This window comes from Aquidulcibacter paucihalophilus (assembly GCA_030285985.1).
Classification (GTDB): domain Bacteria; phylum Pseudomonadota; class Alphaproteobacteria; order Caulobacterales; family Caulobacteraceae; genus Brevundimonas.
Genome location: CP127384.1, coordinates 2,460,032 through 2,487,024, shown reverse-complemented (window position 1 = coordinate 2,487,024; position 26,993 = coordinate 2,460,032). Strand labels below are relative to the sequence as shown.

Genomic DNA, 26,993 nt, shown 5'->3' with positions numbered 1-26,993 from the left:
GCTATGGCATAGTAAGGTCTGTCAGGAACGCCCATGTCTTTCGCGCCCACCTCTCTCGTCACGGATGCCATACGGCGGCTGCAGGATGCCCCGTTCCCGGATTTCATCGCCCGGCCGGCGATCAACAGTCTGGTCAGCGAGGCGCGGCGGCGGCTGGACCGCGAGGGCCCGCACGACGAGGCCGTCTTCGCCCGCGACATGGCGAAACGCGCGATCGCCGAACATACGGACGCGGCCAACGCCCAGCACTATGAGCTGCCGCCGGAGTTCTTCCAGATCTGCCTCGGCAAGCGGCTGAAATATTCCTGCTGCCTCTATCCGGCCGCTGACACGACGCTGGACCAGGCCGAGGAGGCCGCGCTGGCGGAGACCTGCGAACACGCCGGACTGAGCGACGGCCAGACGGTGCTGGAACTCGGCTGCGGATGGGGCTCGCTGAGCCTGTGGATGGCCGAGCGCTATCCCAATTCGACCATCACCGCCGTGTCCAACAGCCATGGCCAGCGAGGGCATATCGAAGCCCAGGCCGCGGCACGGGGCCTGACCAATCTGACGGTCGTCACCTGCGACATGAACGATTTCAAGCCGGCAGCGGAGGGGGTCTACGACCGGATCGTCTCGGTGGAGATGTTCGAGCATATGTCCAACTGGCGGGCGCTGCTGACGCGGGCGCATGGCTGGCTCAAGCCTGACGGCCGGATGTTCATCCACATTTTCACACACCGCGACGCGCCCTACCGGTTCGATCACACCGACAGCGGCGACTTCATCGCCCAGCATTTCTTCACCGGCGGCGTCATGCCCAGCCGCGGCCTGATGCGGCAGTTTCCGGACCTGTTCCGGGTCGAGCGCGAATGGACCTGGAGCGGCGTCAACTACCAACGCACCGCCGACCACTGGCTGGCCAATATGGACGCCAACGGCGACCGCGTGATGGAGCTGATGCGCGGGACCTACGGGGCCGATGCGGCCCTGTGGCGCCGGCGCTGGCGGCGGTTCTATCTGGCCACGGCCGGCCTGTTCGGCAACGATGGCGGAAACACCTGGGCAGTCACCCACTATCTGCTGAAACCGGCTTGAGGACCTGAAGACATGATCAAATACATCATCGCCTATCTCGGGGCCGGCCTCAGCTTTGCGGCTATCGACGCGGTCTGGCTGACCACCATGACCGACCGACTCTACAGGCCGGTGCTGGGGCCGATCCTGGCCGACAAGCCGGACATGCAGGCGGCGGTCGCCTTCTATCTGATCTCCATCTTCGGGACGGTCTTCCTCGCCATCGCGCCTGCCCTGCGCAACGGGGCCTGGCAGCGGGCGGCGATCAACGGTGCGGTGCTCGGCTTCGTGGCCTATGCCACCTATGACCTGACCAACCAGGCGACGCTGAAGGTCTGGTCGCTTCACCTCACGCTGATCGACCTGGCCTGGGGCACGACCCTGACGACTGTTTCGGCACTGGGCGGCTATTTCAGCGCGCGGTGGGCCGAGCGCCGGTTCGGCTAAGGCCCGCGCGATTAACCTTTTTCTTCCCGCGACACGGGCGCGAGGTGGCCAGATCGCAGCGATAGGGTAAAAGGTCCGACTGGACCTGGTTCCGTCGGGGGACGCTTTGCGCGCTGGTATCAACGCTTTGACGGCGATCTTCGTGGTCGGCGTTCTGGCCGGACTGGCATTGACGCCGGACGGACGGGCATGGCTGCGCAACCCCACCATCATGCTCGGCGACAAGGCCGCCGCCTCCGCGCCGCCGGCTGCTGCGCCCGTCGCTCCGGCCCCCGTGGCGGCACCCGCCGCCGGGCCGGTGCCGGCCATGGTTCGCGTGACGCCGCTGAACGCCCGGCTGGCGCAGGGGCCGCTGCGGATCGGCGTCTTCGGGGACTCCATGGCCGACGGCCTGTACGCGGGCCTGTATCGTGACCTGCAGGACCAGCCCAACGTCACGGTGACCAAATTCTCGCAGGTTTCGACCGGCCTGAGCCGCTACGACTATGTGAACATCCAGGCCAGGACCCAGGCCCAGCTCGACGAGCAGCCGGTCGACGCGGCGGTCATGCTGTTCGGCACCAATGACGCCCAGGGCATCGACACCGGCGGCGTGGTGCACATGTTCGGCACGGAAGGCTGGAAGGCCGCCTATGGCAAGCGGATCGACGACCTGGTCGCCCTGCTGCGCAGCCGCAATGTGGCGGTCTACTGGGTCGGCCTGCCGCGCATGAAACGCGACACCTTCGACGACAAGATGATGCTGATCAACGGCGTGGTCGAGGCCCGGATGCGGGCGCTGGGCGTGCCGTATATCGAGACCGTGGGCCTGACCTCGAACGGCGAGGGCGGCTATGAAGCCTATCTGCCGACCGCCGGCGGACGCCGGGTCCTGATGCGCGCCGGCGACGGAATCCACATGTCGATGGCCGGCTATCTGCGCATGAGCGCCCCGGTCGCCGCCCGGCTGAAGCGCGACGCCGGGCTGGATCGTCCGGCACCCGCCGCACCGCCCGCCGCCTGACCATGAAGGCGTTCGCCGGGGCCCTTGTCGCGGCTGTTCTGGCGTCCGCGGCCGCCGCCCAGGTGCCCTATGGGCCGACCGACGCGCCCGCGCCCGGCACCTCCGTCTGTCCTTCCGGCCTGTGCCAGCCCGAGGCGCTGAACGGCGTATTCGAGGCCCTCGCGCGGACCGAGGCAGGCCTCGGGACGGCTCCGGTCCACATCCTCCAGATCGGCGACAGCCACACGGCCGGCGACCGGATCACCGGCAAGCTCAGGGCCGCCTTGCAGGCGCGGTTCGGTGACGGCGGGCGCGGCGTCCTGCCGCCCGGCATACCCTATGCCGGCTATGCGCCCCTTCAGGTCGAGGTGACGGCGGACGGCTGGGCGACCACGCTCGCGCCACTGGCCGGCAATGCGGGCTACGTCCGCGCCGGTGTCGGTCTTTCCGGCGTGCAGGCCGTCACGGTGCGGCCGGGTAGCGCCCTGACATTCCGTCGCGAGACCGTCTCGCCCGCCTTCGTGCAGATCGGCCTGTGCGGGGAGGGGCCCGGACGCCTCGAGGTGACCGCGGATGACGAGCGCTGGACGGTGGATTTCGGGGAGGCGCGCTGCGCAATCCTCTACAGCAACCGCAGCCCGCGACAGGTCCAGCTCCGCGCGCTGGACGATGTCCTGTCCCTGCACGATGTCCGCCTGAGCAACATAAATCGGGGCGTGGAGCTGTCCAATCTCGGGGTGGTCGGGGCGACGATCCGGGATCTGGCCGCGCGCGACCAGCGGGTGGTGGCGCGCGAGCTGGCGGCCTGGCAGCCGGCGCTGATCGTTCTGGCCTTCGGCACCAATGAGGGGTTCGACGACGGCCTCGATCCGCGGGCCTATGAGGCGCTGCTGCGCGGCCAGATCGTGCGCCTGCGCAGGCTGGCGCCGGGGGCTTCGCTGATGATCCTCGGCGCGCCGGACGCCCTGCGCAATGGCGTCACCAACGGCTGCAGCGCCGACGGCCGACGCAGCCCGCCGCCGTCTCTCGCCGTGGTGCGGGACGTGCAACGCCGTGTCGCTGCCGATGTGGGTGTGGCTTTCTGGGACTGGCACGGGCGGATGGGCGGAGACTGTTCAGCGGACCGGCTGGCGACGCGGGGCGAGCCCTTCATGTTGCGCGACCGGGTGCATTTCAGTTCCGCCGGCGCCGACTGGATCGGCGGAGCGCTCAATGCCGATCTGATGACGGCCTATGACGCCTGGTCGGCCCGGCGCGGGGGAGGCCAATAGATGCTGTTCCCTACGCTCGCCTTCGGCGTCTTCTTCCTGTTCGTCTATTTCACCGCCTGGTCGCTGGATCGCGAGAACGGGCGGCGCAAACTGTTCCTGCTGCTGGCCAGCTGGTTCTTCTACGCCCAGTGGGACTGGCGGTTCGTCGCCCTGCTGATCTTCTCGGCGGTGCTGAACTGGGGCGTCGGGGCGCTGATCGCCCGGGCGCGGGAACAGGACGGCAAGACAGCCTGGATGGTCGGCCTCGGGGTTGCAGCCAACCTGCTGATCCTCGGCTTCTTCAAATACTATGGCTTCTTCATCGAACAGGCCGGCGACCTGCTGATGCGGTTCGGCTGGGAGCGGGATCTGCCGCTGCTGCAGATCGTGCTGCCGGTGGGGATTTCCTTCTTCACCTTCCAGGGCATTAGCTACGTCGTCGACGTCCATCGCGGGAAGACGCCGCCGGCGAAGAGCCTGCTCGACGTCATGCTGCTGATGAGCTTCTTCCCACATCTGGTGGCCGGGCCGATCGTAAGGGCCTCGGACCTGCTGCCGCAGTTCGACCGCGCCCCCCGCCTGACGCGAGCCATGGCCACCCACGGCCTGCTGCTGATCGTCTGGGGCCTGTTCAAGAAGACGGTGATCGCCTCGGAACTGTCGGTGAACCTGGTCGATCCGGTGTTCTTCGATCCATCCGCCTACGGGGCCTTCGACATCGCCGCGGCGGTCTATGGCTATGCGGTCCAGATCTATTGCGACTTCTCGGCCTATTCGGACATGGCGATCGGGATCGCCGCCCTGCTGGGCTATTCCTTCCCGCGCAACTTCGACCAGCCCTACCGGGCCTCGTCGATGCAGAGCTTCTGGCGACGCTGGCATATCAGCCTGTCCAGCTGGCTGCGCGACTACCTCTATGTGCCGCTGGGGGGCGGTCGTAAGGGGCTGGCCGCGTCCTGCATCAATGTCTTCATCACCATGGTGCTGGGCGGGCTGTGGCACGGGGCGGCCTGGACCTTCCTGGCCTGGGGGGCGCTCCACGGCGGGGTGCAGGTGATTGAACGGCTGGGTCGGGCGGTCTTCGGCGACCGCAAGGTGATCCCGACGGTGATCGGTGTGCTGGTCACCTTCCACATCGTCTGCCTCGGCTGGATCCTGTTCCGGGCCGAGACTTTCGACCTGGCCATGGCCATGCTGCAGGGGTTGGGCCGGATCGGTCCGGTGACGGCGCTCACGCCGCTGCTGCTGACCCTGATCGTCGGGGGTCTGGCCATGCACTGGCTGCCGCCGCGCGCGATCGAGGGCGTGGCCGAGCGGCTCAAGGCGGCGCCGTCGATCACCCTTGGCCTGCTGATCGGAGCGGCCTTCCTGCTCATCGAGGCGGTGCGTCCGGACGGCGTCGCCCCCTTCATCTATTTCCAGTTCTGAGGCGTTGAGCCGGCGATGAACGACCACCGCGATCCTCCCGAAATCCCGCTGGAGCCGTTTCCGGTTCACCGGCAGGAGTCGCCGTTTCCGCCGCTCTACGAAAGCCTGCCGCCGGGGCCGGCCGATCCGCACAGTGACTGGAACCAGAATGCGGACGCCCACGACCTGCCGACGCGCGAGAACCGGCTGGCGGCGCTCGGACGGTTCGCCTTTCCGCCCGCCCCGCCGCTGGACGATGAAGGCATCGCCGCCCGCGACCGGCGCTGGACCAGCCGCACGATCGTGGTGGTGACCGCCTTCCTGCTCGTCTTCAACGCCGTCTCGCCGCTCAACTGGTCGCGGCAGCAGGCCCCGTCATGGCTGCAGGGCACAGTCCAGCAGATCTCCGGGGTCTGGGTCGGCCAGCTGGCCGTGTTCGGCGTCGACATCCCCCGACAGGGTGCCCGCGAGGTCTGGATGGCGGTGCGGGAGGCGCGCTTCGTGGGCCAGGAGCCGGCGCCACCCGCGGGCTGATTTCAGTATTTCCGCTCATCCCGGCGAAAGCCGGGACCCAGTGTTCTGGGTGATGGAATCTGTGGACCGAGTAGCATCACGGTCGTCCTCAAACACTTGCGTCAAGCTGGACAGAACTGGGTCCCGGCTTTCGCCGGGATGAGCGGAGGAAAGGGATGTGCTTGAATTGCGCAGCGCCGACGCTAGCGTTCCCCACCGCTCGGTCTGAGGGTTTGGGGAATTGATCATGCGTCATCGTCTGCTTGGCCGGGCTCTGCCCGCCTTTGTGTTGCTGGCCGTTCTGGCCGGACCCGTCATGGCGCAGGAAGGCCGGACCTATCAGCAGCCGCCGGCGCCGATCGCGGATATTCTCGACACCAAACCCACCCCGACGCCCAGCCTGTCGCCGGACCGGACGACCCTGGCCCTGTTCGACCGCGCCAATCTGCCGCCGATCGCCGAACTCGCCGAGCCGATGCTGCGACTGGCCGGATACCGGATCAATCCGCGCAACAACGGCCAGGCCAACAGCCGGGTGACCTGGCTGACCGGCCTCAGCTTCCAGCCTGTCGCGGGCGGGCCCGCCCGGACGGTCAGCCTGCCGGCCAACGCGCGCTTCGTCTCGCCGGGCTGGTCGCCGGACGGCCGCTCGGTGGCCCTGCTGATGGATGCGCCGACCGGCCTGGAGCTCTGGACCGTGGACGTGGCCAGCGGTGTGGCGCGCAAACTGACGGACGCCCGGGTCAATGCCGCGGGCGGCGGTGCCTTCGACTGGCTGCCGGACAGCTCGGGCCTTCTGGTCCGGATGACCCCGGCGGGCCGCGGCCCGGCCCCTGACGTCAGCCGTCCGCCCGAGGGTCCGATCGTCGAGGAGAGCCTGGGCCGTACCGCCCCCGCCCGGACCTATCAGGACCTGCTGTCCAACGCCGGCGACGAGGCCCTGTTCGAATACTATTTCACCTCCCAGCTGACGCTGGTTCCGCTGGCCGGGCAGGCGCGGACCCTGGGGGCCCCTGCCGTCTTTCTGGGTTCGGGCGTCTCGCCCGATGGTCGCTATGTCCTGCAGACGCGGGTGCGGCGGCCCTACAGCTACGTGGTCCCGGCGGCCCTGTTCCCGGCCGATGTTCTGGTGACGGATATGGAGGGCGTGATCGTGCACCGGGTCGCCGACCTGCCGCTGCGCGACAACATCCCGACCCCGTTCGACGCCGTCGCGCCCGGTCCGCGCTCGGCCCAGTGGCGGGCCGACGCCCCCTCGACCCTGGTCTGGGTCGAGGCCCAGGACGGCGGCGATCCGCGCACCCCCGCCGAGGTCCGCGACCGGGTCTTCACCCTCGAGGCCCCGTTCGACGCCGCGCCAACCTCGCTGATCGACCTCAAGGACCGCTACGGCGGCATGATCTGGGGTGACGCAGACACCGCGCTGGTGGTCAGCCGGCAGTTCAACAGCCGGCGCGAGACCCGCTATCTGGTCGACCCGTCCAACCCCGGCGAGGGCCGCGTCCTGCTGGAGCGGAACTATCAGGATCGCTACAACGATCCCGGCTTCCCGTTGACCGAGGCCAACGCCAGCGGCTTCCCGGTGATGCAGTTCACCGCCGACGGCTCCCGGGTGCTGATGACCGGCGCCGGGGCGACGCGGGCAGGGGAATATCCCTTCCTGTCGACCATGGACCTGACCACCGGCGCGACCGAGCGGGTCTGGACGGCGGAAGACGGTACCTATGAGACTGTGGTGGGCATCCTCGATGAGGACGGTCGCCGAATGGTGACGCGACGCGAGACCCGCAACGATCCGCCCAACCTCTTCGTCCGCGACCTCGACGCCCAGGCGACGCCCCTGACCACCTTCGCGGACCCGGCCCCGCAGATGGCCGGGGTGACCAAACAGCTGATCAGCTACACCCGCGCCGACGGGGTCCAGCTGTCGGGTACGCTCTATCTGCCTGCCGGCTACGACAAGGACCGCGACGGACCGCTGCCGCTGGTGATGTGGGCCTATCCGGCCGAGTTCACCGACGCCGCCGTGGCCGGCCAGGTGGTCGACACCGCCAACCGCTTCACCCGGCCGGGCGGCATCAGCCACCTCTTCCTGCTGACCCAGGGCTATGCCGTGCTGGACGATCCGTCGATGCCGATCGTCGGCGTCAACGGGGCCGAGCCCAACGACACCTACATCCAGCAGCTGACCGCCAGCGCCGAGGCGGCGGTGAATGCGGTGGTGGAAATGGGCGTGGCCGACCGCGACCGGATCGCCGTCGGCGGGCACAGCTACGGTGCCTTCATGACCGCCAACCTGCTGGCCCACACCGACCTGTTCCGCACCGGCATCGCCCGCTCGGGCGCCTACAACCGCACCCTGACCCCGTTCGGCTTCCAGGCCGAGCAGCGCACCTACTGGGAGGCCGGCGACACCTATACGGAGATGTCGCCCTTCACCTTCGCCAACCGGGTCAATGAGCCGATCCTGCTGATCCACGGCGAGGCGGACGACAACTCCGGCACCTTCCCGGTCCAGTCCGAGCGGTTCTACGCTGCCCTGAAGGGCAACGGTGCCAATGTCCGCTACGTCGTCCTCCCGCTCGAGGCCCACGGCTACCGGGCGCGGGAATCGGTCGGCCACACCCAGTGGGAGATGACTCGCTGGCTGGATCAGTATCTCAAGAACGCCGGGCCGCGGGTGGCACCTCCCGCGGCTCCCTGATCGCCGTACGTCAGGAATCGTAAGTCCCGGACTCGTCCCGCGCGTGGTGATCTGCGCGCGGGAACAGGAGGGAGATTCCATGAAAACGCTTCTTCGGGCCGCCGTTGCGGCAAGCATCATCGGCCTGGCTGGCGGGCTCGGCGGTTGCGCCTCGCTGATCACCGGCGGCGAGCTGATCCGGCCGGGCGAGCCCACGGGCGGCCTGCAGATCCGCAACGTCTCGCGGACCAACTCCATCGATGTCGTCCTTGTCTCGGACTGCAGCGCGTCCACCTACGGTCTGAACCGCCTGCCGTCGGGCTACAGCATCCCGCCGGGCGGCAGCTATACCTTCACCCTCTCCGCCGGGTGCTGGGACGTGGGAGCCGGCGAGGTCCTGAGCCAGAATACCTGGACCGAGGGCTATGCGAAGGTGACGGTCGTCCCCGGACGGACCACCACGCTGCAATCGCGATAGCGCGCGGTCGCTGAACCTTTGCGGCGGCGCAACATTCCTGTTGCGCCAGCGCCGCTTGTCGGGCCACGCTGCAAGATCGTTGCAGCGGGAGCAGCATGGCCTTCGACGAAATGTCAGGTGACGGCGGGGGAGTCCGCGACAGCTATCGCGGACTCGCGCGCTGGCTGGCGGACGCCCCCGAGGGGCTGCTGCAGGCGCGCTCGCGTCAGGCGGAGCTGTTCTTCCGCCGCATGGGGATCACCTTCGCCGTCTATGGTGACGCCGAATCCAGTGAACGCCTGATCCCGTTCGACGTCGTGCCGCGTATCATCGGCGCTTCCGAGTGGGCGGGGCTGGAGGCCGGGCTGACCCAGCGCGTCCGGGCGATCAACCTGTTCCTGGCCGATGTCTATGGCCCGCAGGAGTGTCTGAAGGCCGGCATCGTCCCGGCCGAGCTGATCCTGACCAATCCCCACTATGTGCCGGAGATGCAGGGCCGGCGGCCGCCGCGCGGGGTCTGGGTCCACATCGCCGGCGTCGATCTGGTGCGCACGGGCGAGGACGGCTTCTACGTGCTGGAAGACAACTGCCGTACGCCCTCGGGGGTCTCCTACATGCTGGAGAACCGCGAGATGATGATGCGGTTGTTCCCCGACCTGTTCGCCGACTATCCGGTGCGGCCGGTCGAGACCTATGCCGACATGCTTCTGGCCAGCCTGCGTGGCTCGGCGCCCGAGGCGGCGGGGGGCGACCCGACTATCGTCGTCCTGACGCCGGGGCCGTTCAACTCGGCCTATTACGAACACTCCTTCCTGGCCGACAAACTGGGCGTCGATCTGGTCGAGGGCCGCGACCTGTTCGTCGACGACGGCAAGGTCTTCATGCGCACGACCCAGGGCCGTCAGCAGGTCGATGTCATCTATCGCCGGATCGACGACGACTTCCTCGATCCCCTGACCTTCCGCCCGGACTCCACCCTGGGCGTTCCGGGTCTGATGACGGCCTACCAGAACGGGACCGTGACCCTGGCCAATGCGGTCGGCACGGGCGTGGCCGACGACAAGGCCGTCTATACCTACATGCCCGAGATCATCCGCTTCTTCACCGGCGAGGAGCCGATCCTGAAGAACGTCCCGACCTGGCGCTGCCGCGAGCCGGAGGCGCTCAAGGAGGTGCTGTCGAAGCTGGATCAGCTGGTGGTCAAGGAGGTCGGAGGCTCGGGCGGTTATGGCATGCTGGTGGGCCCGGCCTCGACCAAGGCCGAGATCGAGGCCTTCCGGAAGAAGCTGATCAACGACCCCGACGACTTCATCGCCCAGCCGACGCTGGACCTGTCGACCGCGCCGACGCTCGACAAGGGTGAGCTGCACGGTCGCCACGTCGACCTGCGGCCGTTCGTGCTGTCGAGCCCCGAAGGCGTGAAGGTCGCCCCGGGCGGCCTGACTCGCGTGGCGCTGAAGCCCGGTTCGCTGGTGGTCAACTCCAGCCAGGGCGGCGGGACCAAGGACACCTGGGTGCTGGACGTCTGATGCTTAGTCGTACCGCAGACAGCCTCTACTGGACCGGCCGCTATATCGAGCGGGCCGACTTCCTCGCCCGCATCCTCGAGGCGACGCTGCGCCTCGCCGCCATTCCGACGCGCGGCGACGGCGACGCCGAGACGGTCTGGGCCAGCGCCCTCGCGTCCGCCGGCGCGCCCAAGGCGCTCGGCCGGTCGCCGACCGAGAAGTCGGTGCGCGAATATCTGGCCTTCGCGCCGAACAATGCCTCGTCGATCACCGCCTGTATCACCCGCGCCCGCACCAACGCCCGCTCGGTCCGCACGGCCCTGACGGTCGAGCTCTGGGAGGCCATCAACGGCGCCTGGAACGGGCTGGAAGAGCAGGGGCAGCCGACCCGCCGCGACGAGTTCGCCCGCTTCCTCGAATGGGTGAAGACGGTCACCCTGTCGGTCGAGGGCGCGACCTCGCGGACCATGCTCCGCAACGACGGCTACTATTTCCTGCGGCTCGGCGCGGCTATCGAGCGGGCCGACAACACGGCGCGGCTGCTGGACGTGAAATACCATCTGCTGCTGCCCGAGGGCGAACGCGTCGGGGGTCAGCTGGACTATTTCCAATGGACGACCTTGCTGCGCGAGGTCTCGGCCCTGACCGCCTATCGCTGGGTCTATCGCGACTCGGTCAAGCCGTGGCTGGTGGCCGACCTGCTGGTGCTGAACCGCCAGATGCCGCGGTCGCTGGCCAGCTGCCAGGCCTCGATCGTCCGCTATCTGGAGCGGCTGGCCAGCGACTACGGCCGGCGCGGCCCGGCCCAGCGGCTGGCGGCCGACCGGATGCGCGCCTTCGACAACTCGCGTATGGAAGACATCTTCCAGTCGGGCCTGCACGAATACATCCAGGCCTTCCTCGGCGAGAACGGCCGGCTGGGACAGGCCATCCATGACCAGTATCTGAGCTGACGCGTGCGCATCCGTATCGACCATGCGACCACCTATGCCTACGACCGGGCGGCGCGCTTCATCATCCAGACTCTCAGGCTGACGCCCCGCTCGTCCGAGGCCCAGCAGGTCCGCAACTGGCGGGTCGAGACCGATGTCGACGCGCGCCTGCGCAAGTCCGAGGACGCCTTCGGCAACATCGTCCACACCCTCTACACCGAGCAGCCGACCCAGAGCCTGACCGTCCGGGTCTCGGGCGAGGTGGTCACCACCGACACCGCCGGCGTCGTGCCCGCGGGCCAGGAGACGCTGTCGCCGCTGGTCTTCCTGCGCGACACCGCCCTGACGCGGCGGGACAAGCTGATCTCGGTCTTCGCCTCGGAGTTTTCGGCCCATCCGCCGCTGGAGCGGCTGCACCGGCTGATGGCGGGCATCCACGGCTCGGTGGCCTTCGAGGTCGGGGTGACGACCCCCACCCACACGGCGGCGGAGGTGCTCGCGCTCGGACGCGGCGTCTGCCAGGACCACGCCCACGTCTTCATCGCCTGCGCCCGTCAGATGGGCACGCCGGCGCGCTATGTCTCGGGCCATCTGCTGCGCCGCGACGGCAAGGACGATCAGGAGGCCGCCCATGCCTGGGCCGAGGCCTGGATTCCGGATCTCGGCTGGGTCGGTTTCGATCCGGCCAACGGCATCTGCTCGACCGACCGTTATGTGCGGGTTGCGGCCGGACTGGACTATCGCGGCGCGGCGCCCGTGCGGGGCGCCAGCTACGGCGGCGGGGGCGAGCGGCTGGCCGTGCGGCTGAACGTGCGTGATGCCGACATGCAACAGGGACAGCAACAGGCTTAGGCTTTGGGTTACCGGACGGGGGAATCTGTTACCGTGAGCGCCATGACGGACGGGCATCGGGGATTGCGCGCCGCATGACCTATTGCGTGGGCATGCTGGTTGAAGAGGGGTTGGCGATGATCGCCGACACCCGGACCAATGCTGGCGTCGACAGCATCTCGACCTATCGCAAGCTGCATGTCGTCGACCGGCCGGGCGAGCGGGTGCTGGGCATCTGCACCGCCGGCAATCTGTCCGTCACCCAGACGGCCCTCGCCATGGCGCGCGAGGGAGTCCATCTCAACGTCGGCGAGCCGGCCGAGACGCTGGAGACGGCACCGACCCTGTTCCGCTGCGCCCAGATCCTGGGCCACGCCCTGCGCAGCGTGCGCCTGTCGATCGCCCCGGCGCTGGAAGCGGACAGCCTGAACACCTCGGCCTCCATGCTGCTGGGTGGCCAGATCAACGGCGGCCAGATGGGGCTGTTCCTGATCTACAGCCAGGGCAATTTCATCGAGTGCGGCCCTGACACCCCCTACCTCCAGATCGGCGAGCTGAAATACGGCAAGCCCATCCTGGAGAGCGGGCTGGCGCACGACAGTTCGCTCGCGGAAGCGGTCAAGCTGGGGCTGATTTCGTTCTCGACCACCATGCGGTCGAACGTCGGGGTCGGCGCGCCGTTCGATGTGCTGACCCTGCGCCGGGACTATTTCAGCGGTGACCAGCGGCGGATCGAGGAGGACGACTCCTATTTCGCCGACCTGCACCTGCGCTGGACCCAGGCCCAGGCGGCCGCGCGCCGGTCGATGCCCGAGCCGCCCTGGATGAAGCGGGCCCGGCCAACCGCCGTCGAGGGCTGAGCCGCGTCGGCGGAACCGCGAACGGTTCCGCCTCGCGATCGTCCGTCCGATCAGTGGCCGTGATCGCCCTCGGAGTCGGCTTCCGTCGCCCCTGCAGCCCAGCCCTCGCCGCCCGCCTGCGCGAACCAGAAGGGCGCACGGGCGCGTTGACGCGGCGCAACCTCGTTCATGCCGGAGTCGTAAACCCGACCGTTGGCGATCGTGTAGCTGATCGAGGTGGTGTTGCGGATGTTGTCCAGCGGGTTGGCGTCCATCACCACCATGTCGGCCAGCTTGCCGACCTCCAGCGAGCCGATGTCGCGGTCCAGACCCAGTGACCGTGCGCCGTTCAGGGTGCCGGCGCGGATCACATCGATCGGTGCCATACCGCCCTGGGCGAGGCTCCACAGCTCCCAGTGCGCGGCCAGACCCTCGCGCTGGCCGTGGGCCCCGATGGAGACGCTGACGCCCTGTTCGGACAGCCGGGTGGCTTCACGCGCGATCGAGATGTGGTTCCACTCGTTGTCGGGCAGGGTTTCCGGCCGGCGCGCGCGGGAATCGAGGATGCGGCGCGGGACGTACTGGGTCAGGATCGGATTGTTCCAGACCTCGCTCTCCTGGTACCAGTAGTTCTCGCCGTAACTGCCGCCATAGGCCACGACCAGGGTCGGGTTGTAGGCCACGCCGGTCTGCCGCCACAGCTGGTGAACGTCGTCATACAGGCGGGCCAGCGGGATCGAGTGTTCGATCGTGGTGTGGCCGTCGACGATCATCGACATGTTGTGCTGGAACAGCGAACCGCCCTCCGGCACCACCATCATGTTCAGCTGGCGCGCCGCCTCGATGATTTGCTGACGCTGCTCGCGACGGGGCTGGTTGTAGCTCTTGACGCTCCAGGCACCCGCCGCCTGCATCCGCCGCAGGGTCGACAGGGCGTCGTCGAGGTCGTCGACCTGGGCCGTGAAGGCCGTGCTGGCCCCGTACAGGATGGTGCCGGTCGAGAAGATGCGCGGCGCGATGATGCGGCCGGTGCGGGCCAGTTCGCTGTGGGCGAAGATCTCGCTCGTGTCGGCCGACGGATTGTGGATCGTGGTCACGCCGAAGGCGAGCGAGGCGTAGTCGACCCAGCTCTGTTCGGGGATGATCTCGTCCGATCCCATCGAGCCGTGCCAGTGGGCATCGACCAGACCCGGCATGATGGTCTTGCCGGTCATGTCCAGCGTCGGCGTCCCGGCCGGGATGGTGGTGGCGGCCAGCGGGCCGACCGCAACGATGCGGTTGCCCTCGATGACGATGACGCCGTTCTCGATCACCTCGGCGCCGTTCATGGTGATGATGCGCGCGCCGGTCAGGGCGATACGGCCCTCGGGCACGTCTGCCTGGGCGGTGAACCCGATATTGATCCCGTGCTCATCCGGGCGGGGCAGTTCGTCGGGCGCGCCGTCGACGAAGGTGAAGGCCTGGTTCAGGTCGCGGGTGAACAGCTCGGGCCCCAGCGACCATTGCAGGCGTTGCGAGTCGCCCGACCAGCTCAGCCATTCTCCGGCGTCACGGGTGACCCGGGCCTGGGGCAGGGACTTGCCTTCGGCGCTGATCGCGACCGGGCGGCCCGACATGACGAAGGGCGCGACATAGGCGTTGAACCGCTCGGTCCAGCCGATCCAGTTTCCGTCGGGCGAGACGGCGAACTCGCTGGCCCATTCCGAGGTCAGGTGTGTGCGTTCGTCCTCGCCGTCCAGATTGACCGAGATCAGTGTCTGTTTGTCGCCGTCGCGGCCCTGCAGGAAGACCCGGTCATTGGCGGCGCCGAATTGCGGGCTGGAGCCGTCGTCGGTCATGAAGACCGGCGCGCCGCCCGCGGCGGGGATGCGATAGACTCCCGGGTCGCGGCTCCACAGGGCGCTGGTCAGGAAGCCGTCGCTGACGGTGCGATAGACGATGGTCCGTCCGTCCGGCGAGAAGGTCGGCTCGATATAGTGGCCGGGGTTGGTGGTCACGACGCGACCGGTGCCGCCCGAGGCCGGGACGACGCGGATCGAGCCGAATTCCTGGTCGTCCCACGTGGTGTAGACGATCGACCGGCCGTCGCGGGACCAGTTGGGATAGAGCTCGAAATGGTCGCTCTGCCGCGTCAGCCGGCGCGCGGTTCCGGTCGGCAGGTCGCGGATCCACAGATTGCCGAGTGCCTCGAACACCACCTTGGTCCCGTCCGGCGAGGGGCGGGCCCAGCGGATCATGCGGACGTCGAACGTGTCCGGCGCGACCTCGACGGGGAAGCGGACCGTGTCCTGCACCCGACGCGTATCGGCGACGTGGAAGGGGATCTCGGCGACGGCCTGGGTGCCGACGTCGACACGCTGGATACGGCCGTCGGCCCAGAAGACGATGGAGCGGTTGTCCGGCGTCCAGCTGATCGCCGGATAGACGCCGTGAATGGCCCAGGTTTCCTGCAGGTCGCGGTCGAGACCCGAGAACACCGGCGTCTCACGCCCGGACTCGATGTCCATGACGTAGAGCACCGACTGGTAGCGAACGCGGCGGATGAAGGCGATCGACTTGCCGTCGGGCGAGGGCGTCGGGCGGATCGAGCCGCCGGGGCCGGTGATGTACGGATCGATCTCGCCGGTTTCGCGGTCCAGCCGGCGGATGATGTAGATCTGGTCGTTGACGTCCTTGGAATATTCGAAGGTCGCGCCCGGCGTGGCGTCGTCGCTGAAGTAGATGTAGCGGCCGTCCGGCGAGAAGGCGGGTTCACCCGTGTCCTTCTGCTGGGTCCGGCGCTCGGTCATCTGCACGCCGCTTCCACCCGAGCGGTGGTACATCCACAGCTCACCCGCCCCCAGCGAGCGCGACGAGGTGAAATGCTTCCGTGCCACGATGAACTGGCCGTCGGGCGACCATTCGGGCTGGTTCAGCAGGCGGAAGCTTTCTTTCGACACCTGCGTCGGGTTGGAGCCGTCGGCGTCCATGACCCAGATGTTGTCGCCGCCCGCCCGGTCCGACGTGAAGGCGATCGAGCGCCCGTCCGGCGACCATTTCGGCTGCATGTCCCAGGCCACGCCCGAGGCGATGGCGCGGGCCTCGCCGCCGCTGACGGGCATGACATAGATGTCACCCAGCATGTCGAAGACGATGGTCTGACCGTCCGGGCTGACGTCCAGCGACATCCAGGTGCCGCGGGTCACATCGATCGGGATGTCGCGCGACGGTCCGGGCGGGTTCTGCACATCCCATTTGGGCGTCTCGGCCGGAGCGGCGGCGGGCGCGACGACCGCAGCGGGCACCGCCTGCGGGTCAACGGGGCCGGGCACCGGCGGCGCCGCCAGCGGCGACACCGGCTCGGGCGTCTGGGCGGCAGCGGGGCAGGCGAGCGCCAGCAGGGCGACCGTGGTCAGAAAAGCGCGCTTCATGGTGTGTCATCCCCGGGGACATCTTCGGACGTCTCGCGCCGTCGGCGGCTGCGTCCTTGGTGGGCGCAGATGAACATTGTCGCGCGGCGGAAGTCCAGCCGCGCGGCCAGCTTGACCATGGCCGGGCCCCGACCTACCGTCCGGTCAGGATTGGGGAACGCTGTTCGATGGCTGCGATGTCCGGTAACCGTCGGTCAACAGCCCGGGCGGCGTCCCTTGCGCTGACGCTTGCCGTCGCCTTGGTGGGGCCGGTCACGACGGCCGCGGCCCAGGATTTTGAGGCCATCCTCGCCGCGCCCGACGACGAGGCCCTAAACATGGCCTATGCGCGGGAACAGGCGGCACTCGGCAATCTGGCGCTCGCCGCCTCGGCGCTTGAACGGATCCTGATCCTTGAGCCGAACCGGCATTCGGCGCGGCTGTTCCATGCCGTGGTGCTGTACCGGCTGGGTGATCTGCAGGGCGCGAAGGACGAGTTGCGCCGGCTTGAGGCCGTACAACTCACGCCGATGCAGCGCGCAGAGGCCGAGAGCTATTCACGGCGGATTGACCGGGGCCTCGCGACCCGCTCCTTCTCGGGCAGCCTCAGCGCCGGCGTCGCCTATGAGGATGACGCGGCAGGTGCCTATTTCACGGCCTTTGAACTGCTCGGTGCACCGGCCCCGGAAGAAGGCGTGTCCAGCGAGGTGTCGCTGGTCCTCGAAGGGCGCGCCGACATCGGAACCAGCCAGGTCTGGGAGGTCTACGGGACTGGCCTGCTTTACGACCATACCGCCCAATCCGGCGCGGCGATCGACTTCCGGCGCGCGGGGCTTGAGTTCGGCCTCGCCCGGAACACCCGGTTGAGCAAATCCCGCTTCGGCGCCGTGCTGCGCCACGTCCGCCTGATGGGCGAGCCGCAGCTGACAGAAGCCGGTGTGAGGGGCGAAACGCGCTGGCGCATGACCAACGCCACCACCCTGAGACTGCGTGGCGAAGCTGTCAGCCAGGACTATGATGAGCCCGGAATCGACGCCCTGTCAGGCGTTCTCGGCGGCGACCGCGACGGTGCCCGCTATTCCGTGGGGATCGGTGTCAGCCATCGATTCACGTCGCGCACGACCTTCGACGCCAGCCTCGACCATGAAATCAAGTCCGCCGGCTACGAGCCGTTCGGCTATTCCGGTCCGCGGCTCGGCCTCAGCCTGGACCAGCGCTTCGACAAGGGCATCTATGTGTTCGCCAGCGGCTCCGCGCGCTGGATCGAGTATGACGAACCGGATGCGGTCTTCCTCGGCGGTGCGACCCGCGACGATGTCAGGACCCACGCCCGGCTCGCCGTCGGCGCGCCGCTCAGCGCCTTTACGGCGCGAGGGGCCACCGGCGACGTGCGTGAGAATGTGACCCTCGAAGGCGCCCTGAACTACAGCCGCCGTGGCTCCTCGCCGCCCCTGGCCGATTTTGACGGCTGGGGTGCCGAGCTTCGGCTGATCTGGCGTTTCGGCGCGCGCGATTGATGTCAGGAACCCGGTCATGAGGAAGTTCGCGTCCCTGGCTCCCGCCCTCGCCCTTTGCGGCTGGCTTGCGCTGGCCGTCCCGGTCGAGGCCCAGGATTCCGTCGGGGTCAACGCGGCCATCCGCAACTCTGTCCAGACGCGCAGTTCGGCCAGCGGGCCGCTCCGCCCGGCCCAGCTTCGCGCGCCTGTCCGCCTCGGCGACCAGTTCGTGACCGGCCCTCAGAGCCAGGTCCAGGTGCTGCTGCGGGACCGCTCGACCTTCACCGTCGGGGCCAACGCCCGCATGACGGTCGACCGGTTCGTGGTCAGTGAAAGTGGCGGCTCGGCCGTGTCGGTGGCACGGGGTGCCTTCCGCTTCGTCTCGGGCCGGACCGCCCGGTCATCGTCGCGCGAGGCGATCGCCACCCCGGTCGGCTCGATCGGCGTCCGTGGCACCATCGTCGAAGGGGTGGTCGGCCCGGATATCCTCGGCTTCCTCCGGGCCCAGCCCGACGTCCCGCCGTTCACGGGGGATGAGGAGACCATGCTGCTGGTCGTCCTGCGGGGTCCGGCCGGCGACGCCCGGACGTTCGACACCCCGGGCGCGGTCGATATCGAGCGCGACGGGGTGACGGTGTCGCTGGAGCACCCGGGTCAGGCGCTGCTGGTCAGCAGCGACGGCATGTTCGGTCCGTTCTTCGTGCCGGACGACATTTCGTCTGCGCTCGGCGACCTGCTCAGCCCGACGCCCGACCCCGGCGCGGATCCGGGCGGGGCCGAGATCGAGATCGCCGCGGCGGTTGAGGCCGACGACACCTCTGTCTTCGCCGACACCCTGCCGCCCCTGGATCCGGCGGACGACTATGAGCCGCTGCCTGCGGAGGATGACCAGGGGAATTTCCCCTTCTTCCCGCCGACCCAGCCCAACCCCTGATCCCGCTCAGGAGAAGCCGTCGTCCCGAACGATGAACGGCGGTGGCTCATGCGGCAGGGTGTCCGTCAGCCGGAACGGCGACAGGTCGAACGGGTCCTGCTGCGGGAAGATGTCGGGCATTTCGCGCAGGTCTCCGAGGTCGTCCAGCACCGGCGGCGTGTCCGCCTTGTCGAACAGCCCGGGCAGAACCTGCGGCGACCCGGCCTCGCCGCCGTCGACGTCATCGGGCCCGTAGCAGATCTCGGGGCCGCCGCCCTTGGTTGAAGGCGTGGCACCGCCGGCGATGTCGAGCACCGTCACCGTGACCGCCTGGAGGTCGCGGAGCTGACCGTCCGACGCCGACACGATGACGTCATAGGTGTTGTCGCGGCCCAGATCCGTCGGGGCCTCGAAGTCCGGGGCCGTGACGAAGGTCAGGACCCCCGTCGCCGGATCGATCGTGAACATGGCCGCGTCCGTGCCGCCGGCGATGCTGTAGGTGACCGTGTTCAGATTGACGTCCGTCGCCACGATCGTTGTGACGGTGGTCTGGCCCTCGTCGACGTCGATGCCGATCTCCGCCCCGCCGCCGTCCGAGGTGATCCGCGGCGGCTCATTGTTGGCGAACACCAGATTGACGGTCTGGTCGTCGAACTGGAGGAACTCGCAGTTCAGCACCAGATCGTCGCCGTCCGGACCGACGACCCGGACCACGCCCGCGGTGATGAGCTGGATCGTGTAGGAGGTCAGCGGTCCCTTGAAGATCGCCGTATCGAATCCCGCCCCGCCGTCGATCCGGTCGTCGCCGCCGTCACCGCTGAGCTGGTCGTCGCCGTCCTCGCCCTGGATGTCGTCGATGCCGATCCCGCCCGTGAGAATATCCTCCCCGTTTCCGGCGAACAGGAAGTCATCGCCGTCGCCGCCGCTGAGCCGGTCGAAGCCGTCGCCGCCCAACAACGTATCGATCCCGGTGTCGCCGAGCAGCCTGTCGTCCTCGCTGCCGCCGTCCAGGGTGTCATTGCCGTCGCCCCCCTGCAGAAAATCATCGGAGGTTTCGCCGAACAGGGTGTCGTCGGCTTCGTCACCACGCAGGACGTCGCGCCCGTCACCGCCTCTCAGGGTGTCGAGCCCCTGGCCGCCTTCCAGGACGTCGTCCGCGTCCCCGCCGTCCAGATCGTCGTTGCCGAGGCCGCCGAAGATGCGGTCGTCGCCGGCGCCGCCGGACAGGGTGTCGATCCCGTCGAAGCCGTTGATGACGTCATTTCCGCGCAGGCCCGACAGGATGTCGTTCCCCGCGGAGCCGTTCAGGATGTCGGCGGTGAACTGGACCGCGACGGTCACCGGCGCGGACGTCTCGCTGGCGGCATTGGTGATCTGGAGGGTCAGGGCATGGGTCGACACCGGGATGTCGGAGGTCGACTGGAACAGCAGCGCCTCGACCAGGGCCTCGATCGCGGCCCGCGTCGCACTGCTGTTGAAGTTGATGACATACGCCCCGGTCGGCGGCGGACTCGCGACCGTCCCGATATCGACGCCTTCGAAACTGACCACGCCGAACTCGATGCCGATCTGTCCTGAACCGATCCCCACGTGCCGGATCGAGATGAGATCGGTGGGGTTCAGCCCCGTGATGCTCAGATTGCCGCCGCCATAGCCGACGCCTGAATCGACGAAGGTGACGTCCGCGTCGATCTGGACGGCGGGGTCGCCCTCGTTGCTCGCCACAGTGCCGACGACGTCCGTCAGGCTGAGCGTGTTCTCCGCGACATCGGTGACCGTGACCCGCAGGTTCTGGGTGTCGCTGTTCACCCCGTCCGAGGCCTGGACCACGATGTCGTAGTTGTTGTCCCCGCCGGCATCGAGCGGGTTTTCGAAATCGGGCGGCGTGATGAAGCCGACCGCCCCCGTCGCCGGATTGATGGAAAACAGGGCCGCATCCGCGCCGCCGACGATGGCGTAGGTGAGAGTGGCCCCGGCGTCGGGGTCGATGGCCGACACGGTGGTCACCGATCTGGATCCCTCGGCGACGGACACGGTCCCGTTGGTCCCGCCGCCGTCCGAGGTGATCACTGGTGCCTCATTGGCGTTGGTGACCGTCAGATTGATGGTCTGGGTGTCGGTCAGGGTTCCGTCGGAGACCTGGACGACGACCTGATAGACATTGTCGCCGTTCTGGTCGGCGGGCGCTTCGAAATCGGGCGGGTTGATCAGGCTCAGGACCCCGGCGACGCTTATGCCGAACAGGCCGGCGTCCGCTCCTCCGACGATGGTATAGGTCAGGTTGGCGCCGGCGTCGGGATCGAAGGCGGTGATCGTGGTAGGACCGGTCGTGTTCTCCGAGATGGTGTAGCCGCCGACCGCACCGCCGCCGTTTGAGGTGATCACCGGTGCCTCATTGGCGTTGATCACCGTCAGGCTGATGGTCTGGGTGTCGGTCAGGGTTCCGTCGGACGCCTGGACGATGACCTCATAGACATTGTCGCCGTTCTGATCGGTCGGGGCCTCGAAATTGGGTGGGTTGATCAGGCTCAGGACCCCGGCGCCGTTCATCGTGAACAGGGTGGCGTCGGCCCCGCCGATGATCGAATAGGTCAGGTTGGAGCCTGCGTCGGGATCGGATGCCGAGACCGTATTGGGACCCAGGGTGTTCTCGAAGATGGTGTAGCCGCCCGTCGCTCCGCCGCCGTTGGAGGTGATGACCGGGGCTTCATTGGCATTGCCGACGTTGACGAAGACCGTCTGCACATCGGTCCCGCCCTGGCCGTCGGACACCTGGACGTCGACCTCATAGACACCGTCGGCGTTCTGGTCGGTCGGGGCCTCGAAGTCCGGGGCCGCCACAAAGGTCAGGACGCCGGTCGTCGGGTTGATCGCGAACCGCGCGCCGTCCCGGCCGGTGATGATGGACCAGGTCAGGTTGGCGCCCGCATCGGGATCCGCCGCGACCAGCGTGGTCACGGTCGTGCTGTTTTCGACGCCGGTGATGACGGTCGACGGTCCGGCGCCGCCCGAGGTGATGACCGGTGCCTCATTGGCGTTGGTGACGGTGAGATTGATGGTCTGGGTGTCGGTCAGCGTCCCGTCCGAGACCTGGACGATGACCTCATAGACATTGTCGCCGTTCTGGTCGGTCGGGGCCTCGAAATCCGGTGGATTGATCAGGCTGAGGACGCCGTTGTTCATCGTGAACCGGGCCGCGTCCGCTCCGCCGATGATCGAATAGGTCAGGTTCGCCCCGGCGTCCGGGTCGTTCGCCCCGATGGGATTGGCCCCGGGCGTGTTCTCGACAATGGTGTAGGTGCCGACGGCCCCGCCGCCGTTCGAGAAGATCACCGGGGCTTCATTGGCGTTGGTCACCGTGACGTTCAGCGTCTGGGTGTCGGTCAGCGTTCCATCGGAAACCTGGATGATCACCTGATAGATATTGTCGGCGTTCTGATCGGCCGGGGCCTCGAAATTGGCCGGGTTGATCAGGCTGAGCACGCCCGCGCCATTGATGGCGAACAGGGCGGCGTCGGCCCCGCCGATGATGGACCAGGTCAGGTTGGACCCGGCGTCGGGGTCGAAGGCGGTGACCGTGTTCGGTCCCGTCGTATTCTCGACGATGGTGTAGCCACCCGTCGCGCCGCCGCCGTTGGAGGTGATGACCGGTCCGTCATTGGTCCCGGTCACCGTCACCGTGACCGTCGCGTCATTGGTAAGGCGCGTGACGTTGGCCGCACCGAACAGGACATAGCTTGATCCGGCGTTGACGCGGCCGGACGGGTCGGCATGGGGCGCGCCGATGATCAGGTCGTCGAAACCGTCGCCGTTGACATCGCCGGCCGCCGAGACGGACTGCCCGGTGAAGTCGCCCGCTGCGACACCGCCGATGAGGAAGCCGGTCTGACCGTTCAGGGACGCCAGATCCAGCACATTCCCGAAGCCGGTGGTGCGGCCGAAGACGACATAGGTCTCACCGGCATCGGCTCCCCCGGTCCCGTCGGCGTAGAGGGCACCGATCAACAGGTCGTCGATGCCGTCGCCGTTTACGTCCCCCGCCGAGGCCACCGAATGCCCCGTCAGGTTCAGCGCGGCCGTGCCGGTGATGGTGAAGCCCATGGCGGCGGGCATGGACGACAGGTCCAGATTGGCCCCGAAACCGCCCGCCCGGCCGAACACGACATAGGTCTCGCCGGCGTTCTCGCGCCCGGCCGGATCGGCATAGAGGGCACCGATGACCAGATCCGCCCGCCCGTCGCCGTTCAGGTCGCCGGCCGAGGCGACCGACCAGCCCGCGTGATCCCCGGCGTCCACGCCAGAGATGGTGAAGCCGTCAGCACCGCCCAGGGCACCCAGGTCCAGGGTCGCGCCGAAACCGCCTACGCGCCCGAACACGACAAAGGCTTCGCCGGCATTGGCCCGCCCGCCCGGATCGCCCTGGGGGGCCCCGATGATCAGATCGTCGATACCGTCGCCGTTGACGTCTCCCGCCGCCGCGACGGAATAGCCGCTCCGGTCGGACGCATCGGCCCCGAGGATGGCGAAGCCGTTGGCCCCGGTCAGCCCGGCCACGTCGAGCTCGGCGGCGAAACCGCCGGCCCGGCCGAACACCACATAGCTGGCTCCCGCGTCGGCCTCGGCACCGCCGTTCGCTTCCCGCGCGCCGAGGATCAGGTCGTCGAAGCCGTCACCGTTGATGTCGCCCGCGGACGAGACGGCGAAGCCGAGCCCGTCTCCCGCCGCGCCACCCCGGAAGGTCACCCCCGTGGTGCCGTTCAGTGTGGACAGGTCAAGGCCGGCGCCGAAGCCGCCCGCGCGGCCGAAGACCAGATAGGTCTCGCCGGCATTGGACCCCTGCGCGGCCTCGCCCCACGGTGCCCCGATCAGGAAGTCGGCCAGCCCGTCCCCGTTGACGTCTCCCGCCGCCTGGACGCTGGCGCCGCTGAAGTCGAAGGCGTTGACGCCGGTGAGGGCGAAGCCCTGCGCGGCGGTCAGGTTGGCGAGGTCGAGCGATGCGCCGAAACCGCCCTGGCGGCCGTACACCACATAGCTGGCACCGGCGTCCGTGCGGCCGGTCGGATCCGCCGACAGGGCTCCGATCAGCAGGTCGTCGCGCCCGTCGCCGTTGACGTCGCCGATGCCCGCGACGGAATAGCCGCTGCGGTCGCCCGCGGCGGCGCCGTGGATCACGAAGCCGTTCGTTCCATTGATCGACGCGGCGTTGAACACGCCCTCCGGGGCGAGGGGCGATCCGCCGCCGTCTCCCGCGGCATAGGTGAAGCTGTCCTGGGCCGTCTGGCCGGCGCCGAGGCTCTGGAAGGCCGTGCCGACCTCATAGGACAGGGTGCCGTCTGAATTGACGATCACCCGCGCGCCCGAGGGCAGGGTGATGATGCTGCCGGCCGTCACCGCAGCGCCGTTGATTCGGGCCACTGCGGCGGCCCCGACGTCGTTGTTCAGCACGGAAATGACCACCGCCGGGCCGTCCTCGACCGCGCTCGCCGTGTCATTGCCGGCGGACACCGGTCGGGGCGCGTCGAGAACAGGGGGGCTGATCTGGTCGACCGGGCGCAGCGGGGCGGTCCCCTCCGGCGCGGGCGGCAGAACCTCGGCTGTCAGGGGCCTGGGTGCGGACGTTACGGTTTCGTCCAGCAGATGGTCAGCGCCCTCGACGCGGTCGATGTCGAAGACCTGCAGCGCCGAAGCGGAGCGGGCGCGGGGCCCGGGTTCGACCAGACCAGGTTTCGTATAGGTGTTCCGAATGGCCATGCCGTCCCCCCGCGGTCTGGCTGCGGCGGCCGTCGCGCGCTCCTGCCCCAAACCCGCCGAACACTGTGCGGCGAGCGTGGTCGGATGGCAAACCCCCACGCGTGAAATCAGCGTTCACGCTGAAAGCGGTCGAGGACCGGCTCAGATTTTCGGGATTGAGACGATGGTGGGTGATGTAGGGTTCGAACCTACGACCCGCTGATTAAGAGTCAGCTGCTCTACCAACTGAGCTAATCACCCGGACCATTCGTCTGCACGGAGCCTCGCAAGGCCTGTGCCGTCTGCGCGTGCGCCGGTCTTGGACCGGTTTCAGCGAGGGGGCGTACCTAATGGGAATGCCCCTCGCGTGCAAGGGGATTCACGGTTCCGTTTCGGTTTGTCGCAGGACGGGCTAGGGTCCGGTGAATCAGCCGCCGGGGAGCGGCGACGGGGGAAACGACCATGGCCTTCTGGAACCGCCGGCGCTCGATCGACGCCATGCTGGCCCCGCACGACGGGCCGGCGCTGAAGAAGACGCTGGGCTGGCCGCATCTGATGGCCCTCGGCGTCGGCGCGATCGTCGGCACCGGCATCCTGACCCTGATCGGGGTCGGGGCCGGCCTGGCGGGTCCGGCGGTGATGATCAGCTTCGCCCTGGCGGGTCTGGTCTGCGCCTGCGCCGCCCTGGCCTATGCCGAGCTCTCGACCATGATGCCGGCGGCAGGCAGCGCCTATACCTATTCCTACGCCGTGCTGGGCGAGCTGATCGCCTGGATCGTCGGCTGGAGCCTGATCCTCGAATATTCGCTGGTGGTGTCCGCCGTGGCGGTGGGCTGGTCGGGCTATGCGACCGGCTTCCTCGCCGGGATGGGCGTCGAGCTGCCGGCCATGCTGGCGGCGGGACCGCACGTCGAGGGCGGGCTGATCAACCTGCCGGCAGTGTTCATCATCGCCGTGGTGACGGGCCTGCTGCTGCTCGGCACCCGCGAGAGCGCCACGCTCAACGCCATCCTCGTGGTCATCAAGATCGTGGCCCTGATCGCCTTTGTGGCCATCGCCCTGCCGGCCTTCGACGCCGCCAACTTCACCCCCTTCATGCCCAATGGCTTCGGCTCGCCGGCCCTGCCGTTCGCCGAGCAGATCACCGGCCAGCCCGTGGTCCAGACCGGGGTCATGGCGGCGGCGGCGATCATCTTCTTCGCCTTCTACGGCTTCGACGCCATCTCGACGGCGGCCGAGGAAACGAAGCGGCCCGAGCGCGATCTGGCCATCGGCATCGTCGGCTCCATGGTCGTCTGCACGGCCCTGTATCTGGTCGTGGCGGCCGCCGCGATCGGTGCCCGTCCGGTCGCCAGCTTCGCTGAAAGCCCCGAGCCCCTGGCCCTGATCCTGCGCGAAATGGGGCAGGGGACGGCGGCGCAGTGGATCGCGGTCTCGGCCGTGGTCGCCCTGCCGACCGTCCTGCTGGCCTTCCTGTTCGGCCAGAGCCGCATCTTCCTCGGCATGGCGCGCGACGGCCTGCTGCCGCGCAAACTGGCCAAGGTGTCGGCGCGCGGCGTGCCGGCGGTGGTGACCGTCTTCACCGCCATCGTGGTGGCGGGCCTGGCCGGCGTCATGCGGCTGGACGAACTGGCTTCGCTGGCCAATGCCGGGACGCTGGCGGCCTTCGCCGCGGTCGGCGTCTGCCTGATCGTCCTGCGCATCCGCGACCCGCACCGCCCGCGCGTCTTCAAGGCACCGCTGTGGTGGCTGGTCGGAGCGATCACCATCATCGGCTGCATCGTCTTCTTCTTCAGCCTGCGCGCCTCGACCCAGATGTGGTTCGTGATCTGGAACGCCGTCGGCCTCGTCGTCTATTTCGGCTGGTCGGCCTGGAACTCGCGCCTGGCCAAGGGCGAGGAGACCGCCGGCTGATGGCGTTGCGCGATCTGTCCGGTGCCGTCGACTTCACGGTCCTGGAGCGGATGACCGGCGGCGACGACGGCATCACCGAGGAGGTACTGGGCCTGTTCGTCCAGCAGGCCGCGATGTGGTCGCCCATGCTGGACGTGCGCGAGGACGGCTGGCGTGATGGCGTGCACACCATCCGGGGCGCGGCCGCGGGCATCGGTGCCGACACCCTGGCGGCGGCCTGCCAGAGCGCCGAGGCAGCGGACAAGGCAGTGGCCCCGCCGCTGCTCGACCGGGTGCGGGATGCGCTGGAGATCGCCCTGGCCGATGTGGCGGCCTACCGGCATGCCCTGATGCTGAGGTCGCTGAGGGCCTAGCCGCGCGTGCGGTCCCAGACCCCGAATTCATGCGCGATGCAGCGGTCGATCAGGGTGCGCCAGACCGGCTCGGCGATGGCCGGCGACAGGCCGGCGGGGCCGGCGGCGGCCAGCACCTTGGCGACCACATCCTCGATGCGGGCCTCGTCATGCACTACCGACCGGTCCGGCTTGATGCGGGCGGCGGCGTCCATATAGCGCTGGCGCTCGGCCAGCAGCTGGACGAGGGCGCGGTCGAGCGCGTCGACGCCCTGGCGCACCTCGGCCATGGAGGCACAGGCTTCCGGCGC

General features: G+C 68.6%; 19 protein-coding genes and 1 tRNA gene. 16 read left to right on the top strand and 4 right to left on the bottom strand.

Annotation, left to right across the window (positions count from 1 at the left end):
- The first annotated feature begins 33 nt into the window (after nt 1-33).
- The 12 genes from KB221_12135 (at nt 34) to KB221_12080 (ending at nt 12,929) form a co-directional block, all read left to right on the top strand.
- Entirely contained in the window at nt 34-1,080 is a 1,047-nt protein-coding gene (locus KB221_12135) for a cyclopropane-fatty-acyl-phospholipid synthase family protein (GenBank protein WIY68826.1), read from the top strand.
- A 12-nt stretch (nt 1,081-1,092) separates the two neighbouring features.
- Nucleotides 1,093-1,506 carry a DUF2177 family protein gene (locus tag KB221_12130; protein ID WIY68825.1) on the top strand — a complete coding sequence of 138 codons (414 nt, stop codon included), beginning with the start codon at nt 1,093-1,095 and terminating at the stop codon, nt 1,504-1,506.
- 106 nt (nt 1,507-1,612) lie between these two features.
- Nucleotides 1,613-2,509, top strand: coding sequence for a DUF459 domain-containing protein (locus KB221_12125; GenBank protein WIY68824.1), 897 nt, complete (start codon nt 1,613-1,615; stop codon nt 2,507-2,509).
- Nucleotides 2,510-2,511: 2 nt separating this feature from the next.
- Nucleotides 2,512-3,759: a GDSL-type esterase/lipase family protein gene (locus KB221_12120; protein ID WIY68823.1), complete on the top strand. Its 1,248-nt coding sequence runs from the start codon at nt 2,512-2,514 to the stop codon at nt 3,757-3,759.
- Entirely contained in the window at nt 3,760-5,166 is a 1,407-nt protein-coding gene (locus KB221_12115; GenBank protein WIY68822.1) for an MBOAT family protein, read from the top strand. It abuts the gene before it with no gap.
- A gap of 15 nt (nt 5,167-5,181) precedes the next feature.
- Nucleotides 5,182-5,679, top strand: a complete 498-nt coding sequence (locus KB221_12110) for a hypothetical protein (protein WIY68821.1) — start codon at nt 5,182-5,184, stop codon at nt 5,677-5,679.
- Nucleotides 5,680-5,905: 226 nt separating this feature from the next.
- Entirely contained in the window at nt 5,906-8,362 is a 2,457-nt protein-coding gene (locus KB221_12105; protein ID WIY68820.1) for a prolyl oligopeptidase family serine peptidase, read from the top strand.
- Nucleotides 8,363-8,441: 79 nt separating this feature from the next.
- Nucleotides 8,442-8,819, top strand: a complete 378-nt coding sequence (locus KB221_12100; GenBank protein WIY68819.1) for a hypothetical protein — start codon at nt 8,442-8,444, stop codon at nt 8,817-8,819.
- 95 nt (nt 8,820-8,914) lie between these two features.
- Nucleotides 8,915-10,327, top strand: a complete 1,413-nt coding sequence (locus KB221_12095) for a circularly permuted type 2 ATP-grasp protein (protein ID WIY68818.1) — start codon at nt 8,915-8,917, stop codon at nt 10,325-10,327.
- A complete protein-coding gene (locus KB221_12090; GenBank protein WIY68817.1) occupies nt 10,327-11,259 on the top strand; it encodes an alpha-E domain-containing protein in 933 nt (310 codons plus the stop codon). The genes KB221_12095 and KB221_12090 overlap by 1 nt, the downstream gene beginning before the upstream one ends.
- A 3-nt stretch (nt 11,260-11,262) precedes the next feature.
- The gene (locus KB221_12085; GenBank protein ID WIY68816.1) at nt 11,263-12,090 is read left to right on the top strand and encodes a transglutaminase family protein; all 828 of its coding nucleotides are present in this window, start codon (nt 11,263-11,265) and stop codon (nt 12,088-12,090) included.
- Nucleotides 12,091-12,182: 92 nt separating this feature from the next.
- On the top strand, nt 12,183-12,929 hold the full coding sequence (locus KB221_12080; GenBank protein ID WIY68815.1) for a peptidase: 747 nt from the start codon (nt 12,183-12,185) through the stop codon (nt 12,927-12,929).
- A 50-nt stretch (nt 12,930-12,979) separates the two neighbouring features.
- Here KB221_12080 and KB221_12075 read toward each other — a convergent pair whose 3' ends face one another.
- Entirely contained in the window at nt 12,980-16,318 is a 3,339-nt protein-coding gene (locus KB221_12075; GenBank protein WIY68814.1) for an amidohydrolase family protein, read from the bottom strand.
- A gap of 167 nt (nt 16,319-16,485) precedes the next feature.
- On the opposite strand from KB221_12075, the gene KB221_12070 reads away from it, so the two are divergent.
- Nucleotides 16,486-17,814 carry a hypothetical protein gene (locus KB221_12070; GenBank protein ID WIY68813.1) on the top strand — a complete coding sequence of 443 codons (1,329 nt, stop codon included), beginning with the start codon at nt 16,486-16,488 and terminating at the stop codon, nt 17,812-17,814.
- A 16-nt stretch (nt 17,815-17,830) separates the two neighbouring features.
- Nucleotides 17,831-18,727 (top strand): FecR domain-containing protein, encoded by an 897-nt coding sequence (locus KB221_12065; protein WIY68812.1) that lies wholly within the window; start codon nt 17,831-17,833, stop codon nt 18,725-18,727.
- Nucleotides 18,728-18,733: 6 nt separating this feature from the next.
- Here KB221_12065 and KB221_12060 read toward each other — a convergent pair whose 3' ends face one another.
- Complete coding sequence (locus KB221_12060) at nt 18,734-24,457, bottom strand: cadherin domain-containing protein (GenBank protein ID WIY68811.1); 5,724 nt, start codon at nt 24,455-24,457, stop codon at nt 18,734-18,736.
- A 164-nt stretch (nt 24,458-24,621) separates the two neighbouring features.
- Nucleotides 24,622-24,697, bottom strand: a tRNA-Lys gene (locus tag KB221_12055).
- A 201-nt stretch (nt 24,698-24,898) separates the two neighbouring features.
- Here KB221_12055 and KB221_12050 point away from each other — a divergent pair.
- Together KB221_12050 and KB221_12045 are read left to right on the top strand one after the other, a co-directional pair.
- Nucleotides 24,899-26,350, top strand: a complete 1,452-nt coding sequence (locus KB221_12050; GenBank protein WIY68810.1) for an amino acid permease — start codon at nt 24,899-24,901, stop codon at nt 26,348-26,350.
- The gene (locus KB221_12045) at nt 26,350-26,703 is read left to right on the top strand and encodes an Hpt domain-containing protein (GenBank protein WIY68809.1); all 354 of its coding nucleotides are present in this window, start codon (nt 26,350-26,352) and stop codon (nt 26,701-26,703) included. Before KB221_12050 ends, KB221_12045 begins: the two co-directional genes overlap by 1 nt.
- Here the strand turns inward: KB221_12045 and KB221_12040 are convergent.
- Nucleotides 26,700-26,972 carry a chorismate mutase gene (locus tag KB221_12040; GenBank protein WIY70920.1) on the bottom strand — a complete coding sequence of 91 codons (273 nt, stop codon included), beginning with the start codon at nt 26,970-26,972 and terminating at the stop codon, nt 26,700-26,702. The genes KB221_12045 and KB221_12040 overlap by 4 nt on opposite strands.
- Between the last annotated feature and the right edge of the window lie 21 nt (nt 26,973-26,993).

Coding starts and splice junctions, on each gene's coding strand:
- KB221_12100 (WIY68819.1), top strand. CDS start 8,442: ATGAAAACGCTTCTTCGGGCCGCCGTTGCGGCAAGCATCATCGGCCTG.
- KB221_12050 (WIY68810.1), top strand. CDS start 24,899: ATGGCCTTCTGGAACCGCCGGCGCTCGATCGACGCCATGCTGGCCCCG.
- KB221_12090 (WIY68817.1), top strand. CDS start 10,327: ATGCTTAGTCGTACCGCAGACAGCCTCTACTGGACCGGCCGCTATATC.
- KB221_12115 (WIY68822.1), top strand. CDS start 3,760: ATGCTGTTCCCTACGCTCGCCTTCGGCGTCTTCTTCCTGTTCGTCTAT.
- KB221_12045 (WIY68809.1), top strand. CDS start 26,350: ATGGCGTTGCGCGATCTGTCCGGTGCCGTCGACTTCACGGTCCTGGAG.
- KB221_12130 (WIY68825.1), top strand. CDS start 1,093: ATGATCAAATACATCATCGCCTATCTCGGGGCCGGCCTCAGCTTTGCG.
- KB221_12060 (WIY68811.1), bottom strand. CDS start 24,457: ATGGCCATTCGGAACACCTATACGAAACCTGGTCTGGTCGAACCCGGG.
- KB221_12135 (WIY68826.1), top strand. CDS start 34: ATGTCTTTCGCGCCCACCTCTCTCGTCACGGATGCCATACGGCGGCTG.
- KB221_12080 (WIY68815.1), top strand. CDS start 12,183: ATGCTGGTTGAAGAGGGGTTGGCGATGATCGCCGACACCCGGACCAAT.
- KB221_12040 (WIY70920.1), bottom strand. CDS start 26,972: ATGGCCGAGGTGCGCCAGGGCGTCGACGCGCTCGACCGCGCCCTCGTC.
- KB221_12095 (WIY68818.1), top strand. CDS start 8,915: ATGGCCTTCGACGAAATGTCAGGTGACGGCGGGGGAGTCCGCGACAGC.
- KB221_12070 (WIY68813.1), top strand. CDS start 16,486: ATGGCTGCGATGTCCGGTAACCGTCGGTCAACAGCCCGGGCGGCGTCC.
- KB221_12075 (WIY68814.1), bottom strand. CDS start 16,318: ATGAAGCGCGCTTTTCTGACCACGGTCGCCCTGCTGGCGCTCGCCTGC.
- KB221_12110 (WIY68821.1), top strand. CDS start 5,182: ATGAACGACCACCGCGATCCTCCCGAAATCCCGCTGGAGCCGTTTCCG.
- KB221_12120 (WIY68823.1), top strand. CDS start 2,512: ATGAAGGCGTTCGCCGGGGCCCTTGTCGCGGCTGTTCTGGCGTCCGCG.
- KB221_12105 (WIY68820.1), top strand. CDS start 5,906: ATGCGTCATCGTCTGCTTGGCCGGGCTCTGCCCGCCTTTGTGTTGCTG.
- KB221_12065 (WIY68812.1), top strand. CDS start 17,831: ATGAGGAAGTTCGCGTCCCTGGCTCCCGCCCTCGCCCTTTGCGGCTGG.